Raw genomic sequence first — 16,250 nt, 5'->3', positions numbered from 1 at the left:
GATGTCGATCAGCAAGAAGAACTGGCTGGCGCTCGCCGCCGTCGTCGTGATCATCGCGCTCGGGTTCGCCGGCTACTACGGCTACACCGCCGCGACGAAGAACAAGATCACCGCCTACTTCGCCTCGGTCAGCGGACTCTACAACGGCGACCCGGTGCGGGTCGTCGGCGTGAACATCGGTCACGTCACGTCCATCACTCCGCAGCCCGATGCGGTCAAGGTCACGATGGAACTCGACAAGGACGTCAAGATCCCGGCCGACGCGAAAGCCGTGATCGTCGAGCAGAGCCTGGTGTCGGGACGCTTCATTCAGCTCACACCCGTCTACACCACGGGTGCGACGCTGGCGGGCGGCACCGACATTCCGATGGAACGCACCGCGGTTCCGATGGAGTGGGACGACGTCAAGAAGCAATTGACCCGACTCACCGACGCCGTCGGACCCAAGGGCTCCGACCCGGGCACCGTGTCGAAGGCGGTCGACGTCGGGTATGACAACCTCGCGGGCAACGGCAAGGCGATCAACTCGTCGATCAAGGAACTCTCCGACGTGATGGGCACCCTGTCGGCCGGGCGCGGAGATCTGTTCGCCACCATTCGCAGCCTGCAGAAACTCACCGACACACTGTCGACGAGCCATGAACAACTCGTCCAGTTCAACGGCCGCATCGCGTCGGTCAGCTCCGTGCTCGCCGACAACACGACAGCGCTCAACGGCGCGCTGCACAACCTCGATTCCGCACTGACCGACATCAAGTCGTTCATCGACACCAACGGCACGACGCTGTCGGACTCGATCAAGCGACTGTCCACCGCGACGACGGTCCTGCGCACGAAAGACGAACAGGTACAAGGACTTCTGCACTCGGGCCCCACCCAGCTCGCGAACTTCTACAACATCTACAACCCGTTGTTCGGATCGCTCTCGGGCATCTTCGGTCTGGGTATGGGCTCCAACCTGGTGACCCTCTTGTGCGGCACCATGCAGGCCAATGACCGGCCGGGGCAGGACGAAGCCGACATCGGCAAGTGCGTCGACACCATCGCTCCGCTGTTCGCGTCGTTCACGATGAACTACCCGCCGTTCCTGGTGAACCCGGTGACCGGTGTGAACGCCCGGCCCGATCAGATCAAGTATCAGAACGCCAGCGTCAAGGAGCGGGCGCAGACCGACATCCGCCAGCTCGACACGCAGACGCGCACTGACAACGGAAACACCACCATCGGCAACCTCCTCGTTCCCTACGGCGGTGAGAAGTGATGCGCGCCAACATTTTCGGTCGTCCGGCGCGGCCCATGCGGCGAACCGTCGCCGCACTGGCCGCCGTCGGAGCGGTGTTCGTCGGTGCGTCGGCGTGCGGTTTCGAAGGGCCGCAATCGGTTTCGGTACCGGGTGCTCCGGGAACCGGCGACGGTTCCTACGAGATCTCCGCGATGATCCCATCGGCGGCCGGACTCGTGACCAACGCGCCGATCATGCTCGACGATGCGACGGTCGGCTCGATCGGCGTGATCACGGTCAAAGACTGGAACGCCGACGTCGTGCTGCGACTCAACAAGGGCACCCAGATTCCGCGTGGCTCCCAGGTGATGGTCGGGATGACCAGCGTCCTCGGGTCGTCGCACCTGGAGATCCTGCAGCCGGAGAACGCCGCGCAGGGCATGATGACCGCGGGTGAAGAGATCGGTCTCACCAAGTGTCCCGAGCAGGAGAACCTGTCCACGCCGGAGCATCCGGTACCGGATATCACTGCGGCGCAACAGGTTCAGGCGTGTACCTTCCCGACCACCGAGCAGGTGCTCAGTTCGCTGTCGGTGGTTCTCAACGGTGGTGGACTGGCCCAGTTCGGTGACACCGTGCACGAGTTGAACAACATCTTCGTGGGCCGCCACGACGTGATCAGCAAGCTGCTGCCGCGCCTCAACCGACTCGTCGGCGACTTGAATTCGCAGCGCGACAACATTATTCGCGCGATGGAGGGCATCGACCGACTGACCACGACGATCAACCAGCAGACGCCGACGCTGCAGAAGGCACTCAGCGACGGCCCGCAGATCCTGAAGCTGCTCGTCGACCAGCGTCAGCAGTTCACCGCCACCCTCGCGGCCGTCGGACGCCTGTCGTCGACGACGAACGACATTCTCACGGCCAACGACAAAGACCTTCGCGTGATCGTCAAGAACCTGGTGCCGGTGGTCGACCAGTTGTCGCAGACCGGGCCCGCGCTCACCCAGTCGTTGGGTCTGCTGCTCACTTTCCCGTTCTACGAGGGCGCCATCACAAAGATCGTCAAGGGTGACTACGTGAACTCCGACCTCACTTTGGACCTGACCTTCGAGCGGCTCGGACAGGGACTGTTCTCGTCGCTGATGGCCACCAAGGTCGTCGGACCCGAAGGTCTGACCAGCAAACCCGCCGGTGCGGCCAAGCGCGGCCTCAATCCGTTCACCTCGCCCGGGCAGAGCGGGCGGTAGGCGATGAAGATCACCAGATTCGTCCGCATGCAGCTGACCATCTTCGCAATCGTCACCGTCGTCTCGATCATCGCGATGGCCGTGTACTACATCCGCCTCCCGCAGATGGCGGGCATCGGCAAGTACACGGTGACCCTGCAGCTACCCAGTTCGGGAGGGCTGTACCAGAACGCGAACGTCAGTTATCGGGGCGTGAACGTCGGGAAGGTGTCGTCGGTGACGCTCACCGACACCGGTGTCGCCGCGAAACTCGACATCGAGTCGTCGGCGAAGATCCCGGCCGACTCGCAGGCGTCGGTGCGCAGTGTCTCCGCGGTCGGTGAGCAGTTCGTCGAGTTCACTCCGCGCAACGACGGGGACGGAGCGAAACTCTCCGACGGCGCCGTCGTCACCAGCGACGACATTCCCGTCGAGATCTCGACGATGCTCGACCAGGCGACGGCGCTGCTGAACAAGGTCAGCGACACCAAATTGCGTGCCCTGATGGATGAGGCGTTCGTCGCGTTCAACGGCACCGGCGAGCAGTTGCAACGACTCCTGGACTCGATGGTTCTGCTGGTCGACGACGCGAACAAGAACTCCGATCAGCTGATCGACCTGGTCCGTCAGGGCGGTGATGTGCTGTCGACGCAGAGCGCCACCGCCGACGACATCCGGGCGTGGACGGCGAACGTGACGAAGGTGACCGATCAGCTGCGGGCCAACAAGCCGGAGATCACCGACATCCTGTCCAAGGGGCCGGGTGTGGCCAGCCAATCGCAGCAGCTGTTCGAATCGATGAATCAGTCGATTCCGCTGCTGGTCAACAATCTGTCGGCCACCGCGCGCACGTTGGCGATCTACCATCCCAACCTGCAGCAGATCATCGTGATCTATCCGCGCCTGATCAACGCGCTGACCACGGTCGTCAACACCGGCGACACCGACCGCTATGGCGCGAACGTGGACTTCGCCCTCGGCTTCCAGGATCCCGGCACCTGCACGGTCGGCTTTCTGCCGTACACGCAGTGGCGTGGGGGCGGCGCTCAGACACCCCGCCAGCTGCCCGCCGGTATGCTGTGCCGGGTACCGCAAGACTCCCAGCTAGCGGTGCGCGGTGCGCGCAACTTCCCCTGCGCGGAGTTCCCGGGGCGTCGGGCACCGTCGCCCGCGGAATGCCGCACCGGATACAAGTCCAAGGGCGAAAACGTCGCCCTGCCGAACGGACTGCCGTTCGGTCTGAAGCTGCCGGGCAACCTGCAGCCGCAGACCACGACGCCGGCCGCCAAGCCGACGACGGGTAACGCAGTGCCGCAGGGCGCGATCGTGCCGGCGACCCCGTCGAGCTACGACCCGGCCCCGGCGGTCTACAGCACGACGTACGACCCGCAGACCGGTGACTACATCGGCCCCGACGGTAAGACATACAACGCGGGTCTGGGTACCGACTCGCAAGGAAAAGACACCACATGGCAGAGCCTAGTAACAGCGACACCGTAGCCGAGCACGACAAGACCCCATCGAAACCGGTTGCCACGAAGCCGGCCGCACCGGTGAAGGCCTCACCGCTGCAGAAGTCGTTCTTGGAGCGGCGCAAAGCACGCGAGACAGCTGGCGCCGCCGCGGCGGGCACGATGTCGGGCGCGAAGAAGTCCGGGGCGTCGGCGTCGGCCAAGCGGGATGGCGCAGCGGAATCCGCGTCGATTTCTGGGCGGGTTGATTTACAGAAGTCGGCCGTCGGGCGTGAGGTTCGTCGTGCCGGAGCCGATCAGGGTCGAATCAGACAGGTCGGACTGCGGATTCTCGCCGGCGTCGCACTCGTCGCGGTGATAGCGGCGGCCGTGCTGTTCGGCGTCGGGAAACATCAGTACGACCGCAAGAACGAACTGCGCGCCGAGTACTCGTCATTCGCTCAGCAGGTCACCGTCAACCTGACCACGCTGACACCGTCGAACGTCGGCCAACTGCAGAAGACATTGCTCGAGCAGACCAGCGGCTACGCCAAACAGCAGATGGAGCAGGCCGTCAAGCAGACCGTCGAACTCGTCAAGCAGGGCCAGTTGTCCACCAAGACAACGGTTTTGAGCACCGCCGTCACCCGGGCCGATGCTGATCGCGGGTCGGCGATCATGGTGTTCGGCTGGACCTCCAAGCCCAACGACCCCAAGCAGGAGATGGCCGTCGAGACCTACCGATGGCGCGTCGACATGACCCGGATCAACGGGCAGCTCAAGCTGACGAATTTCGAGTGGGTGTGGTGATGGTGCAGCGAACGGCAGTGAGCCGCAACAAGATCGCGTGGATTTGTTACGCCCTGGTACTGGTTGCGGCGCTCGCCGCAGCGGTGGTGCTCGGCGTCGGATACTTCTCCGCCCGCAGCACCGAGAAGGCGCGGGACTCGGCGCTCGCCTCGGCGAAGGACTATGCCACAACGATGTTCGGCTATACCCCGAAGAACATCGACGACCACATCACCCGATCGCAGACCTTCGTCACCGGTGAAGCGGCGGCGCAGTACAAGCAGTGGACCGTCGACCCCAAGTACGGCAACACCGTTCGTAAAGACAACATCGTGTCCACCGCGACGATTCAAGACGCGGGCGTCGTCGAGAACACCCGCGACACCGCCACCGTCCTGCTGTTCATCAATCAATCGGTGTCACGAAACAAGGAAGACGTCCGCATCGACCCGAGCCGTGTCACGTTCAACATGGTGCGCCAAGGGGACGACTGGAAGATCGACAGCATCGACGTCCTCACCGATACGACGTTGCGGCAGTTGATCTCCAAGGACACCAAGGCGCCGGCCGGGGCCACGACGCTGCCCGCTTCCGGTGCGCCGTCGAGCGTTCCGGCGGTGCCCACGCCGACCGGGTAGGTCTGGCAGAGATCGGTAAACAGGTGACCCGCCGAGGGCAAGCTGCCCTCGGCGGGTCATTATCGTGCTGATGTCAGGCCGGCGTCTACGACGTGTAGCCCATCGGCATCAGGATCGACTTGTGCTCCAGGTACGACTCCAAACCTTCCCGGCCGTTCTCGCGGCCGATTCCGGAATTCTTGTAGCCGCCGAAGGGTGAGGTGGGATCGATTGCGTACCAGTTGATTCCGTAGGTTCCGGTGCGCACCTGCTTGGCGATCTGCACGCCGCGGTCGATGTCGGTGGTCCACACCGACCCGGCCAGTCCGTAGTCGGAGTCGTTGGCGATGGCGATCGCCTCCTCGACGGTGTCATAGGCGATGACGCCCAGGACGGGGCCGAAGATCTCCTCGCGGGCGATCGTCATGTCATTGGTGACGCCGGTGAAAACCGTTGGGGTGACGAAGAATCCGTTTTCGTGTCCGTCGGGCCGACCACCCTCGAGGACTGCGGTCGCGCCCTCGTCCTTGCCCTTGCTGACGTAGCCCTCGACTTTGTTGCGCTGCTTCTCGGTGATCAGCGGTCCCAGATTGGTGCCGGCCTCAAAAGTCTTGGCCACGTTGACAATTGCCTCGACGATCTCGTCGTGACGCGAGCGGGGCACCAGAATACGGGTCTGCGCTACACAGGCCTGGCCGGCGTTGAGCAGGCCCGAGAAGGCGAGCATCGGTGCGGCAGAGGCGATGTCGACGTCGTCGAGCACGATCGCCGCCGACTTTCCGCCGAGCTCCAGCGAGCAGCGCTTGAGCAGTTCACCGCAGCGCGCACCGATGGCGCGTCCGGCGGCGGTCGACCCGGTGAAAGTGATCTTGTCGACCTCGGGATGCTCGACGAGCGCCTTGCCGGTTTCCGCCCCACCTGGGACAACGGAGATAACCCCTTGCGGCACACCGGCGTCGGCGAAGATCTGGGCGATCAGGTTGGCGTCGAGCGGTGTCTCTGGAGCGGGCTTGAGCACCACCGAGCAACCCGCCGCCAACGAGGGGCCGAGCTTGTTGCAGAGCAGGAACAGCGGAACGTTCCAGGCGGTGATCGCCCCGACGACGCCGACCGCCTCGCGGACGACGAGGGTCTCGCCGAACAATCCGGTGCGCTTCTCCTCCCACGGGTATTCGGTTGCGGCGGTGGCGTATCCGTTCAGCACTCCGGTGCCGGCGATCTGCTGCAGGGTCGCGACGTCGGTGGGCGAGGCGCCCATCTCGGCTGAGACGAGGTTCTGAATGTCGGCTCCGCGCTCATTGATCAGCTCTGCGGCGCGGTTGATCACCGCGGCGCGCTCGGCCGGGGTCTTGTCGCGCCACACGCCCGAATCGAACGACGCGCGAGCGGCGCGCACCGCGGCGTCGACGTCGACGGCGTCCGCATGCGGGGTCGACCCGACCCGGGCGCCGGTAGCGGGCGAGAAGACCTCCAGGATCGTCGTCGAGTGCGGTGTCACCCATTCGCCGCCGATGTACAGATTCGGCTGGTCGCCTCCGCCGACGAGATCGGTGGCGGGCGTTTCGACGGTGTCGGTCATGTGTGCTCCATATGATTGTGGCGTTTCGATTCCGGCTGTGAACTCGCTCACGCAGCTTCCATCAATAGTAGAACACGTTCTAGTTCGGGGCTAGGGGGTTCTTGCTCCCCGGCCTGTAAGAATGGGTGGCATGACTGTTGTGAAGATCAATGCCATTTCCGTTCCCGAGGGTGCCGGCCCGGAACTCGAGAAGCGCTTCGCCAACCGTGCGCATTCCGTCGACGGCTCGAAGGGCTTTCTCGGATTTCAGCTCCTGCGCCCGGTCAAGGGCGACGACCGCTACTTCGTGGTGACGCAGTGGGAGACCGAGGAGGACTTCCAGGCGTGGGTGTCTGGTCCCGCGCGGGAGGCTCATTCCGGCGAACGGGCCAAGCCAGTCGCCAGCGGCGCCGACCTGCTGGAGTTTGAGGTAGTGCTCGACGCCCGGCCCAGCTAGTGCGTCGCACTTAGAGAAGTTGTATGACCGTTGCGTTCCTCTGCCGGTAAGCCTGGATCTACCGATGGTGGGCCAACTCTCTGCCGGTTGAGTTGAGTGAGCGGAGCGAGTCGAAACCCCACCTGCCGGGCAATGACGCAACCCGCAGCGTCGCAGTGGTTTCGACTCGGCTTCGCCTCGCTCAACCAGCAGGATGTGGCGAAGCGGGGTGCGCGCAAGCTGAGATCAGCTCGCGCGACGAGTGACGAAGTCCGACAATTCGACGCGGTAGGTGTCGTCGCCCGAGTCAAACCGCGACGAGTACCGAAGAGGATAGCGTCCGTCGTGCTGATAGGCGACCGGTTGGTGGACTGACTCCGCGTAGGGTCGGCGGGCCAGCAACCAGTCGCGCGCGATCATCGGCTCGATGAACGTGTAACGGCCGTCCCAGGAGCCGGCGAGCAGGATGTGTTGGAAGTTGTAGTGTCCCGGCGTCGGCCGACTGCCGGCGTCGGCGAGGTGCAGTCCCATGCCGGGCACGGCCTGGGCGGCCAGGGGCGGACCGGGCAGCGGGGCAAAGCCCTGTGGGGTGTGCGCGGCGTCGGGCAGATGCGCGGCCTTGGCGGCGAAGCCGGGGCTCGACGGTGAGATCGCCTGTAGGTCGCTCATGGTCACCATGTCGAAATGAATGTCGAAGTGGGGCTTTCCAAACAGGGCGGTTGGTTGATGGCCACGGGGGTTCCAATTCAGCATGACGCAGGTGAACGGCTCGGCGGGAAGGCCGGAAGGTAGGTCGAGCATCAATGTCGTGGCGGTGCTCCCGCCGGGAAGGCCATCGAGGGCCGCGGCGGTGACGGCGACTCCCAGACCTGTCATCTGACCGGTGGAGTCGGTGACCGCGTACGTCCGGACGACCCCGTGGCCGAGTCGCTGCGCTGGTCCCAGGCGAGTTTGCGACTGATTTGACGTCGCGCATCCGATCGTCGACGCGAATATCGCTACGGCGACGGTGATCGCCCCGATTGTCCGTGTCGTGATCATGGGCGGTCGGCCGGGCCGAGCTCGGCCTCACATCGGTAGAGGCGAGGACTCGATGGAAACTCCTGCCATGCGCTGTCACGGACCAGGGTCTGAAAGGTCTCCCCGGCGTGCGCATCGGCGAAATCCTGCGCGCTGGCCCAGCGTGCGACGTTCACATATCGAGCTTCGGGGCCGGCGTCGACGGCCCTGTGCAGCCGGAGGTCGACGAAACCGGGGCAGCCTCGAAAGTACGTGCTGGTTGCTGTCCACAGTGCGCGGAATGCGTCGTCGCGGCCGGCGGCGACGGTGAACGAGTTGATCAAGGTGACCGGAGTCGACGGATCGTCGGGGTCGGGCGTGGAGTCGTGATTCATTTGTGTGCCTTCAATTCACATGTGTGTATTCAATTACCTGATGTATACTTACGTGGCACGGGAGCGATGTCAATGGGTAGACGGGAACGCGATGACCGACGGATCAGACGACGAGAGCGGCCGGTTTCGTCAACGTCGACGCACGAGGGCGGCGATCGTCGATGCGACGATGCGCCTTCTCGAAGACGGTGCGCAGCCGACGATCACCGACATAGCTGAGGCGGCCGACATGTCCCGAAGGACTGTCTACCTGCACTTTCCCAACGTCGATCAGTTGTTGATCGACGCGACCGTGGGTCTGCTCAGCGCTCGATCGGTGGCCGACGCGGTGGCGGCCGCCGACCCCGGCGGCCGTGATGTCCACGCGAGGGTCGAGGCGATGATCCGGGCGCTGGCCGAGCGAGTGTCCGACACGCTGCCCTTGGGGCGGCAACTCATCAAGCTGACCGTCGCCGACGCCGAATCGCGCTCGGGACCGCGACGCGGCTACCGTCGCATCGACTGGATCGAGCAGGCGATCGAACCGGTCCGTGATCAACTCTCGCCGACGCGGTTCGCGCGGCTGGTGTCGGCGTTGTCGGTGACCATCGGCTGGGAGGCCGAGGTTGTGCTGGCCGACATCCGTGATCTTCCCTCCGACGACCGGGTCGCCACAATGGTGTGGGCCGCGCATGCGCTCATCGACCGGGCGCTCGCCGAAGCGGCGCTCGACGGTTGATTCGAGGAGGCAGTCGGGCGCGGGGGTGCGTCGAGGCGCAGTCAGGGCAACGATGGCGGGCGCTCATCTAGAGTGGCGCTGTGACCGAGCCAGACACCGGATTGCGTGACTACGGCGGCCGGGACGACGGGCGGGACGCCGCGCCCATCGTCCTGCTGCACGGTCTGATGGGCCGTGGCCGCACGTGGCGTCGGCAGATCCCCTGGCTGCGCGGTTACGGGCGCGTCTTCACGCTCGACTCCGAGTGGCACACCGGTGCCGACGACGTGCCCGACGATCCGTCGCTCATCGCGCCGGATGAGATCGCCACCGAGCGGTTCATCGCCGACCTCGCCGAGATACTCACCTGGATCGACCAGGGCCCGGCCGTCCTCGTCGGTCACTCGATGGGTGGGCTGCACGCATGGTGCACCGCGGCGCAGTACCCGGAACTGGTCTCGGCGATCGTCGTCGAAGACATGGCCCCCGACTTCCGCGGGCAGACCACCAAGACGTGGACGCCGTGGTTCGATTCCTGGCCGGAGCGTTTCGAATCGCTCGACGACGCGCGAAAGATGTTCGGCGACATAGCCGGTCGCTATTTCTACGAGGCATTCGACGACGGCCGATTGCACGGCACCCTGCCGGTGTGGGCGGCCATCGCCGAGGAGTGGGGCCACCGAGACTTCTGGGCGCAGTGGCGTTCGGTATCGGTGCCCGCCTTGCTGATCGAGGCCGAGTACAGCGTCACACCCGCCGGCCAGATGCGAAAGATGTTGGCCGACAACGACAACGCGTGTCACGTGTTCGCCCGCGGCGCCGGGCATCTCGTCCACGACGACGCTCCCGACTTCTACCGCGGCGCGGTCGAGGCGTTCCTATCCGGGCTTCGCCGCTGACCGAGTCTGGATTGGCCGACGGCTTGCCAAGATGGCTATGGGGGATGGGGGTGAATTGGGGTGAATTGGTGTCCCCGTGGTGGTGGGCGAAGGGCATATTGCCCTCGGATCGCGGTGAAGGGGACGCCAGTTCATGTCGAGGGACGCCTACCTGCCGCTATCCGCCCGGCAGCGAATACAGCTGCTCCGCGCTGACCTCGACGAGGCCGTCGACCAACAGTGAGTCCAGCGCTCGGTTGCGCTGTCCGGCGTCGGGCCACACGATGTCGAGCCGCGCGCGCGTGACGGGAGAAGTGTTGTCGCGCAACACATCCAGCAACAGACCGCGGACCTGGCGGTCGGTTCCCTTGAACTTCTGCGTGCGTGGTGGCGGCCCGTCGTGTGCGGGGCTGCCCGCGGCGACCCATGCACACGTCGAACGGATCGGGCACGATGCGCAGTCGGGCGTGCGGGCGGTGCACACCAGCGCGCCGAGTTCCATCAGGGCGGCCGAGAAGCGTGGCGCCGACGCCGCATACCGCCCCGACGCCGTGCGCGGCGCGAGCGCGTCGGCGTCGGCCAGATCGTTGCGCGACGGCCCGCCGGGCAGTGCGCGTCCGTGCACCGCGCGGGCGATGACGCGTCGAACATTGGTGTCGACCACCGGCACGGCCTGTCCGTAAGCGAAACACGCCACGGCACGGGCCGTGTAGTCGCCGATGCCGGGCAGTGTCAGCATGGTGTCGACGTCGTCGGGAACGGTGTCGTGATGGTCGGCGGCCAATCTGGCCGCGCACTCCTGAAGTCGCAACGCACGTCGGGGATAACCGAGTTTGCCCCAAGCGCGCAGCACGTCCGCGGTCGATGCCGCGGCCAGCGCCGACGGCGTCGGCCAGCGCTCGATCCACGAGGTCCACGGCCCTACGACCCGTGCGACCGGAGTCTGCTGCAACATGATCTCGCTGACCAGAATCTGCCACGGAGTGACATCGGGTGAACGCCAGGGCAGATCGCGCTCGACGAGGTCGAACCAAGCGAGAATTCGCCGAGGTGGCAAACTGCTAGACATGACGAGACTCACTCCAGCACAGGCATGGCAGCGACTGCGGGACGGCAATGACCGGTTCTACGCGGGTCACTCGATACACCCGAGCCAGGGTATCGAAGACCGTTCGCGGTTGACCGACGGGCAGTCGCCCGGCGTGGTCATGTTCGGTTGCTCGGACTCGCGCGTCGCCGCGGAGATCATCTTCGACCAGGGGCTCGGCGACATGTTCGTCGTCCGCACCGCCGGACACGTCGTCGACTCGTCGGTCATCGGCTCGATCGAATACGCCACCGAGGTCCTCGGGGTCCCGCTCATCGCGGTCATGGGACACGACTCCTGTGGAGCCGTCACCGCTACGGTCAACGCGATCGATGATCTGGAGATCCCGGGTGGACACATCCGGACCGTCGTCGAGAAGATCGCACCGAGTGTGCTCGCCGGAAAGAGTGAAGGACTCGAGACGGTCGACCAGTTCGTCGCACGTCACGTCGAGGAGACCGGAACGCTGCTCACTCAGCGCAGCAATCTGATCGCGGATCGTGTTGACAAAGGTGAGGTTGCGATTGTCGGACTCACCTACCGCCTCAGCGACGGTCACGTCGAACTTCGTGGCGTCGTGGGCGACATCGGCGAGTCTTAATCTCCCGACACGCCGCATTGGGTAAAGTAACCGGCCGCGCGGGGCGGCTAGCGTTGGCACCGTGATTGAACCGCATGGACCTTTGCCGCCAGAAGTCTATTGGCGACGCCGCGTCGTGGCCGGCGTCGGTGCATTGGCAGTCGTCGGTTTGGTCGTCGGACTGATCATCTGGACCACGTCCGGTTCCGGCGACCCCAAGCAGACCGCCGCAACGCCATCGACCTCGCAGACCGTCGCCCCGACGTCGCCGATCAGCGCGGCGCCGGCCCCCGGCAACACCGGTGGCGATCAGGGCGGCGGTGGAAACGGTGGTGGCAACGGCAACGGTGGTGCCACCACGACCGCGTCGTCGACGTCGGCGGCTACGACGCCGGGACAGACCCAGGCAGCAGCGACGACGCCCGCCCCGGTTCCGGCGTCGGGCCTGTGCCCCGACCAGAACATCTCGGTGGTCCTCTACACCGACAAGCCGACCTACAAGGTCGGCGACCAGCCGCAATTCACCATCGTCACCACCAACGCGGGGCTGACCGCGTGCACCCGTGACGTCGGCAAGGCCGCGCAGAATGTCGTCGTGCGTACGCTCGACGGCACTCGAACCCTATGGTCGGCGCGGGACTGCTCTCCGCTGCAGACGGTGAACAACCAACTGCTGCAACCTGCTCAACAGGTCCGCGACACCGTGACCTGGTCGGGCACGACGTCGAGCCCGGGGTGCAAGACGCCGCGCGTGCAGATTCCGATCGGCGCGTACCAGGCAACCGGGAAGATCGGTGAACGTGAGTCGGCGCCGATCACATTCAACGTGGTGGCGCCCGCCCAGGAGCCCTGAGACACCCGAGCTGTCACGCCTACGAGGAGCGCTCATGTCCATCGTCTACCCGCAAGCCGTCATCAAGCCGGGCAAAATCGAGTTGGTCACCACCTGGCTGCACGATCAGGATTGGTATTCCGGTGAACCGGATCAGCGTTTCAAGCGGGTCGGGTCATACCGGTTCGACGACCCCGCCGGGGAGGTCGGCATCGAGACGATCCTGGTCCGTGGTCAGGTCGACGGTCAGATCTACCAGGTTCCGATGACCTATCGCGGCGCCGAGCTCGTCGGCGGGCGTTTGATGACCACGATGGAGCACTCGGTGCTGGGCCTGCGCTACATCTACGAGGGGCCGTCGGATCCGGTGTTCGTTCAAGCGTTCACCACCGCCATGCTGGAGCGGGGCCACGAGACCGAGCAGATCATCTCGGGCGGCGACAATCACGGAGTCTCGGTGCCGAGTGGGGTGCAGGTGCGCGGCAGTGGTCCGCTCGGCGAGGTTGCACAAACCGACGTGGTCGTACCGCACCTGCTTCCGTCGGCACCGCCAAGCGACGCGGTCGCGACGCTTGCCGGGTACTGGACCGACGGCAGCGATCCGGTGGCGTGGTTGGTGGGTGTCTGACGGCGGCTACTTCTCGCAGGCGATTCCGTCGCCGTCGCGATCGAGGCTCGAGTTGGCGGAGTAGAGGTCGTTGTCGACGGTGAAGTCGGTGACCGGCGTCTTCTTCGACGTCGAGTCGACAGCACCTGCTTTGCCGACGCCGTGCGGGTAGTCGGCGTGCATGGCCGAACAGTTCGAGTAAGACTGCGCCGCGTGGGCTGTCGCCGGTGTCAGCAGGACACTTCCTGCGGCCACACCGAGGGCGACGACGGCAGCGTTGAGGACTGTTCGTGAATTCTTCATGCGACATCTCCGTTTCTGGCTGAAGACATGAAGCTATTCGCATGGCCCGGCAGGCGGCGCGGGAAAGGGAGAAATTGGATTGAACGGACTACAGGCTCCATCGGCTGCTACGCCGGCCTTGATTCGCCTGTCGTCAGGCTGAGGTGCGGCCTCAGTACCGCTCGATGCTCGTCTCGGCCAACCTCGACAGTCCTTCGCGGATATGTCGCGCCCAGATGCTGCCGATCCCTTCGACCGACTGTAGATCGGCGGCGCTGCTGGCCAGCAACGCTTGCAGCGTCGAGAAATGCCGGACCAGTCGGTCGATGTGGGCGAACTGCAGCCGCGAGACCCGTGCGAGTAGGCGGTAACCCCGAGGGCTCATCGGATTGTCTTGTGCCTCAACAGTTGTGGGGTATCCGAAGGCGCCGGCGATCAGCGTGAGATCGAGCAGGTCGGCGTCGGTGAGCGCCTCGAGCGCTTCGAGGGCGATCCGCACTTCCTCGGTGGTGGCGGGTTCCGGCCCCGAATAGTAGTCGCGCACAAGGAGTTCGCGCATGGTGTCGTTGTCGCTGATGAGTTCCTCGAGCTGCAAACTCACCTGTCGCCCGTTGATACCGAGTTCGAGGACGTACTCGTCGATCTCCACCGAGACGCGCCGCACCATCTCCATGCGTTGCGCGGCACTCATCGAATCACGCAGCAGCACATAGTCTTCGATCTCGGCGCGAGACAACTGCGCGTTGACGTCGTCGAGGCGCGACTTGTACCGTTCCAGCGTCGCCAGCGCGACGTTGGCGCGCGACAGGATCGGATCGGGCGATTCGACGACCCGCCGGATCCCGTCGACGTACGCGCTCACGATCGACATCGACGCGCTCACCGAGATCACCGGGTAGCCGGTCTGAATGGCGGTGCGCTCGGCGGCGCGGTGGCGGGTGCCGGATTCTTCGGTGGGGATCGTCGGATCGGGGACCAATTGAACATTCGCGCGAACGATCCGCTTACCGTCGGTGGACAGCACCACCGCACCGTCCATCTTGCACAGCTCACGCAGGCGTGTCGGGGCGAACTCGACGTCGAGGTGAAAGCCGCCGTCGCAGATCCGCTCGACGTCGGAGTCGTGGCCCAGGACGATGAGGGCGCCGGTGCCGCCGCGCAGGATGCGTTCGAGTCCGTCGCGCAGTCCGCTGCCCGGGGAGACACGCGCAAGCGTTGCCCGCGTCAGATCTGACATGGGTTTTTCCCGGTTGGCACCGGATTTCACGACATCGGGCATGAAGATAGGGTATATGGGCGTGACTAGTACATTCGTAGTGCCCGATGATCTCGACGCACTGACCCGCCACCCCAAGGCGAGTCAGCCGGGCGAACCCATCAACCTGCATCACACGCAATGTCACGGTTGCGGCGACGACGCTCCCGAGGGACTGCACATCAAGATCTTCGCCGGCGACGGGTTCACCGTGCGGGCCAGAATGCTCGTCGAGCCTCGGATGGAAGGCGGCCCAGGACAGATCCACGGCGGAATACTGGCTACCGCATTCGACGAAGTGATGTCCCACCTGCCCCTTCTCGTCGGTGGCCACTGCGTCACCGCGCACCTTCAAGTCGACTTCGCCGCGGGGATTCCGGTCGGGTCGACGCTCTACTTCGAAGGGCGCCTGCTCGGTAGGCAGCGGCGCAAGTTGTACACCGAAGTCGTTGCCTACCTTGCCGATCCGCTCGTCGACGCCGGCGCCGAAGCGGTCGCCAGCGGTCGGGCGCTGTTCGTGAAGATCGATTCGGCACGGCATTACGCGGAAACGCTCGCCAATTCGAAAGCCGCGGAACAGATTTCACGACGTCGAGGGTAACCCGGGAGATGAGCCCGCAGTGGTCAGACCCAGCTGGTGCGGTTCGACGCACGGGAGCTACGGCGTCCTTTCCGCTCGTTGATGTAGCCGGGGAGTGGCGGGGCGTCCCTATTCCGCTCGTCGAGTGCCGTCGTGGCGAGGGACGAGCTCGACGGTGTATCGAGACGCCGTGAGCCGGATTCGTCGACGTAACCAGAGGTCGCGGGCGACGAAAGTCTCTTGCGTGCAATGTGTTCGAGTGCGTTGTGTCGGCGTCTCACCAGCCCTCTGCTTCGCGACAACGCTCGTGCCTCGCGGTCACTCAGCACTGCGGTTACACCGAAGCTCGTGCCTCGCTCAGCACGGCGCTCGGACCGGCTCAACCTGGTTTCACCGGTCGGGGCCACTCCATCTGCTGGTTGAGCCGCGAGGAGCGCTAGCGACGAGCGTGTCGAAACCCCTGTACCACAATGCATTTGATGGTAGCGCACTTGTCGAACTGTGATGGTATCGAACATCGAGGCATGTGCACCCGTAGGTGCACACGCCTCACTTGCCGGGTGACATCTCTGATGTTGGCGCGCATCATCGAAAGTCGTTGTGGCTGAGAGGTTTCGACACGGACTCGGCTAGCGCCTCGTCCGGCTCAACCAGCAGAGGGACGCTTCGGTCGGTGGATCCAGGCTCAACCCAATACCGTTTAGTTAAGGGGTATGGTTTGGGTATGCCTCGGAGTGGTTGGGTGAAGCCGGA

The 16,250-nt window shown here is 64.9% G+C and carries 18 protein-coding genes; 12 read left to right on the top strand and 6 right to left on the bottom strand.

Annotated features, from left to right (window positions below; all coding sequences use genetic code 11):
* The first annotated feature begins 1 nt into the window (after position 1).
* The 5 genes from HH308_RS26255 to HH308_RS26235 are packed head-to-tail and all read left to right on the top strand — an operon-like array spanning position 2 to position 5,332.
* Positions 2-1,261, top strand: coding sequence for an MCE family protein (locus HH308_RS26255; protein WP_170197235.1), 1,260 nt, complete (start codon positions 2-4; stop codon positions 1,259-1,261).
* Positions 1,261-2,475, top strand: coding sequence for an MCE family protein (locus HH308_RS26250; protein ID WP_246284860.1), 1,215 nt, complete (start codon positions 1,261-1,263; stop codon positions 2,473-2,475). Before HH308_RS26255 ends, HH308_RS26250 begins: the two co-directional genes overlap by 1 nt.
* Positions 2,476-2,478: 3 nt before the next feature.
* Complete coding sequence (locus HH308_RS26245; protein WP_170197234.1) at positions 2,479-3,954, top strand: MCE family protein; 1,476 nt, start codon at positions 2,479-2,481, stop codon at positions 3,952-3,954.
* Entirely contained in the window at positions 3,924-4,715 is a 792-nt protein-coding gene (locus HH308_RS26240) for an Rv1363c family protein (protein WP_170197233.1), read from the top strand. Before HH308_RS26245 ends, HH308_RS26240 begins: the two co-directional genes overlap by 31 nt.
* On the top strand, positions 4,715-5,332 hold the full coding sequence (locus tag HH308_RS26235) for a hypothetical protein (RefSeq protein WP_170197232.1): 618 nt from the start codon (positions 4,715-4,717) through the stop codon (positions 5,330-5,332). The genes HH308_RS26240 and HH308_RS26235 overlap by 1 nt, the downstream gene beginning before the upstream one ends.
* A gap of 85 nt (positions 5,333-5,417) precedes the next feature.
* Here the strand turns inward: HH308_RS26235 and HH308_RS26230 are convergent, their stop codons facing one another.
* Positions 5,418-6,890, bottom strand: coding sequence for an aldehyde dehydrogenase (locus tag HH308_RS26230; protein ID WP_170197231.1), 1,473 nt, complete (start codon positions 6,888-6,890; stop codon positions 5,418-5,420).
* Between the two features lie 130 nt (positions 6,891-7,020).
* On the opposite strand from HH308_RS26230, the gene HH308_RS26225 reads away from it, so the two are divergent.
* Positions 7,021-7,326 carry an antibiotic biosynthesis monooxygenase family protein gene (locus HH308_RS26225; RefSeq protein WP_170197230.1) on the top strand — a complete coding sequence of 102 codons (306 nt, stop codon included), beginning with the start codon at positions 7,021-7,023 and terminating at the stop codon, positions 7,324-7,326.
* A 225-nt stretch (positions 7,327-7,551) separates the two neighbouring features.
* Here the strand turns inward: HH308_RS26225 and HH308_RS26220 are convergent, their stop codons facing one another.
* Together HH308_RS26220 and HH308_RS26215 are read right to left on the bottom strand one after the other, a co-directional pair.
* Positions 7,552-8,181: a hypothetical protein gene (locus HH308_RS26220; RefSeq protein ID WP_170197229.1), complete on the bottom strand. Its 630-nt coding sequence runs from the start codon at positions 8,179-8,181 to the stop codon at positions 7,552-7,554.
* Between the two features lie 161 nt (positions 8,182-8,342).
* A complete protein-coding gene (locus HH308_RS26215) occupies positions 8,343-8,699 on the bottom strand; it encodes an antibiotic biosynthesis monooxygenase family protein (RefSeq protein ID WP_170197228.1) in 357 nt (118 codons plus the stop codon).
* A 91-nt stretch (positions 8,700-8,790) separates the two neighbouring features.
* Here HH308_RS26215 and HH308_RS26210 point away from each other — a divergent pair, with 91 nt between their 5' ends.
* Both HH308_RS26210 and HH308_RS26205 read left to right on the top strand, forming a co-directional pair.
* Positions 8,791-9,417, top strand: coding sequence for a TetR/AcrR family transcriptional regulator (locus tag HH308_RS26210; protein ID WP_170197227.1), 627 nt, complete (start codon positions 8,791-8,793; stop codon positions 9,415-9,417).
* A gap of 80 nt (positions 9,418-9,497) precedes the next feature.
* Positions 9,498-10,295, top strand: a complete 798-nt coding sequence (locus tag HH308_RS26205) for an alpha/beta fold hydrolase (protein WP_170197226.1) — start codon at positions 9,498-9,500, stop codon at positions 10,293-10,295.
* Between the two features lie 157 nt (positions 10,296-10,452).
* Here HH308_RS26205 and HH308_RS26200 read toward each other — a convergent pair whose 3' ends face one another.
* Positions 10,453-11,343 carry an HhH-GPD family protein gene (locus tag HH308_RS26200; protein WP_170197225.1) on the bottom strand — a complete coding sequence of 297 codons (891 nt, stop codon included), beginning with the start codon at positions 11,341-11,343 and terminating at the stop codon, positions 10,453-10,455.
* On the opposite strand from HH308_RS26200, the gene HH308_RS26195 reads away from it, so the two are divergent.
* The 3 genes from HH308_RS26195 to HH308_RS26185 all read left to right on the top strand — a co-directional run bounded on the left by HH308_RS26195 (position 11,342) and on the right by HH308_RS26185 (position 13,401).
* Positions 11,342-11,962, top strand: coding sequence for a carbonic anhydrase (locus HH308_RS26195; RefSeq protein ID WP_170197224.1), 621 nt, complete (start codon positions 11,342-11,344; stop codon positions 11,960-11,962). The genes HH308_RS26200 and HH308_RS26195 overlap by 2 nt on opposite strands.
* Before the next feature lie 61 nt (positions 11,963-12,023).
* Positions 12,024-12,794, top strand: a complete 771-nt coding sequence (locus HH308_RS26190) for a hypothetical protein (RefSeq protein WP_170197223.1) — start codon at positions 12,024-12,026, stop codon at positions 12,792-12,794.
* 34 nt (positions 12,795-12,828) lie between these two features.
* Entirely contained in the window at positions 12,829-13,401 is a 573-nt protein-coding gene (locus tag HH308_RS26185; RefSeq protein ID WP_170197222.1) for a maltokinase N-terminal cap-like domain-containing protein, read from the top strand.
* Between the two features lie 6 nt (positions 13,402-13,407).
* Here the strand turns inward: HH308_RS26185 and HH308_RS26180 are convergent, their stop codons facing one another.
* Together HH308_RS26180 and disA are read right to left on the bottom strand one after the other, a co-directional pair.
* Positions 13,408-13,683, bottom strand: a complete 276-nt coding sequence (locus HH308_RS26180; protein WP_170197221.1) for an excalibur calcium-binding domain-containing protein — start codon at positions 13,681-13,683, stop codon at positions 13,408-13,410.
* A gap of 151 nt (positions 13,684-13,834) precedes the next feature.
* A complete protein-coding gene (disA, locus tag HH308_RS26175; RefSeq protein ID WP_211188870.1) occupies positions 13,835-14,941 on the bottom strand; it encodes a DNA integrity scanning diadenylate cyclase DisA in 1,107 nt (368 codons plus the stop codon).
* A 13-nt stretch (positions 14,942-14,954) separates the two neighbouring features.
* Here disA and HH308_RS26170 point away from each other — a divergent pair, with 13 nt between their 5' ends.
* Positions 14,955-15,518 carry a PaaI family thioesterase gene (locus HH308_RS26170; protein ID WP_246284859.1) on the top strand — a complete coding sequence of 188 codons (564 nt, stop codon included), beginning with the start codon at positions 14,955-14,957 and terminating at the stop codon, positions 15,516-15,518.
* Positions 15,519-16,250: the final 732 nt, after the last annotated feature.

This window comes from Gordonia asplenii (genome assembly GCF_012933505.1).
GTDB lineage: Bacteria > Actinomycetota > Actinomycetes > Mycobacteriales > Mycobacteriaceae > Gordonia > Gordonia asplenii.
This window is presented reverse-complemented; position numbering and strand designations above follow the sequence as displayed.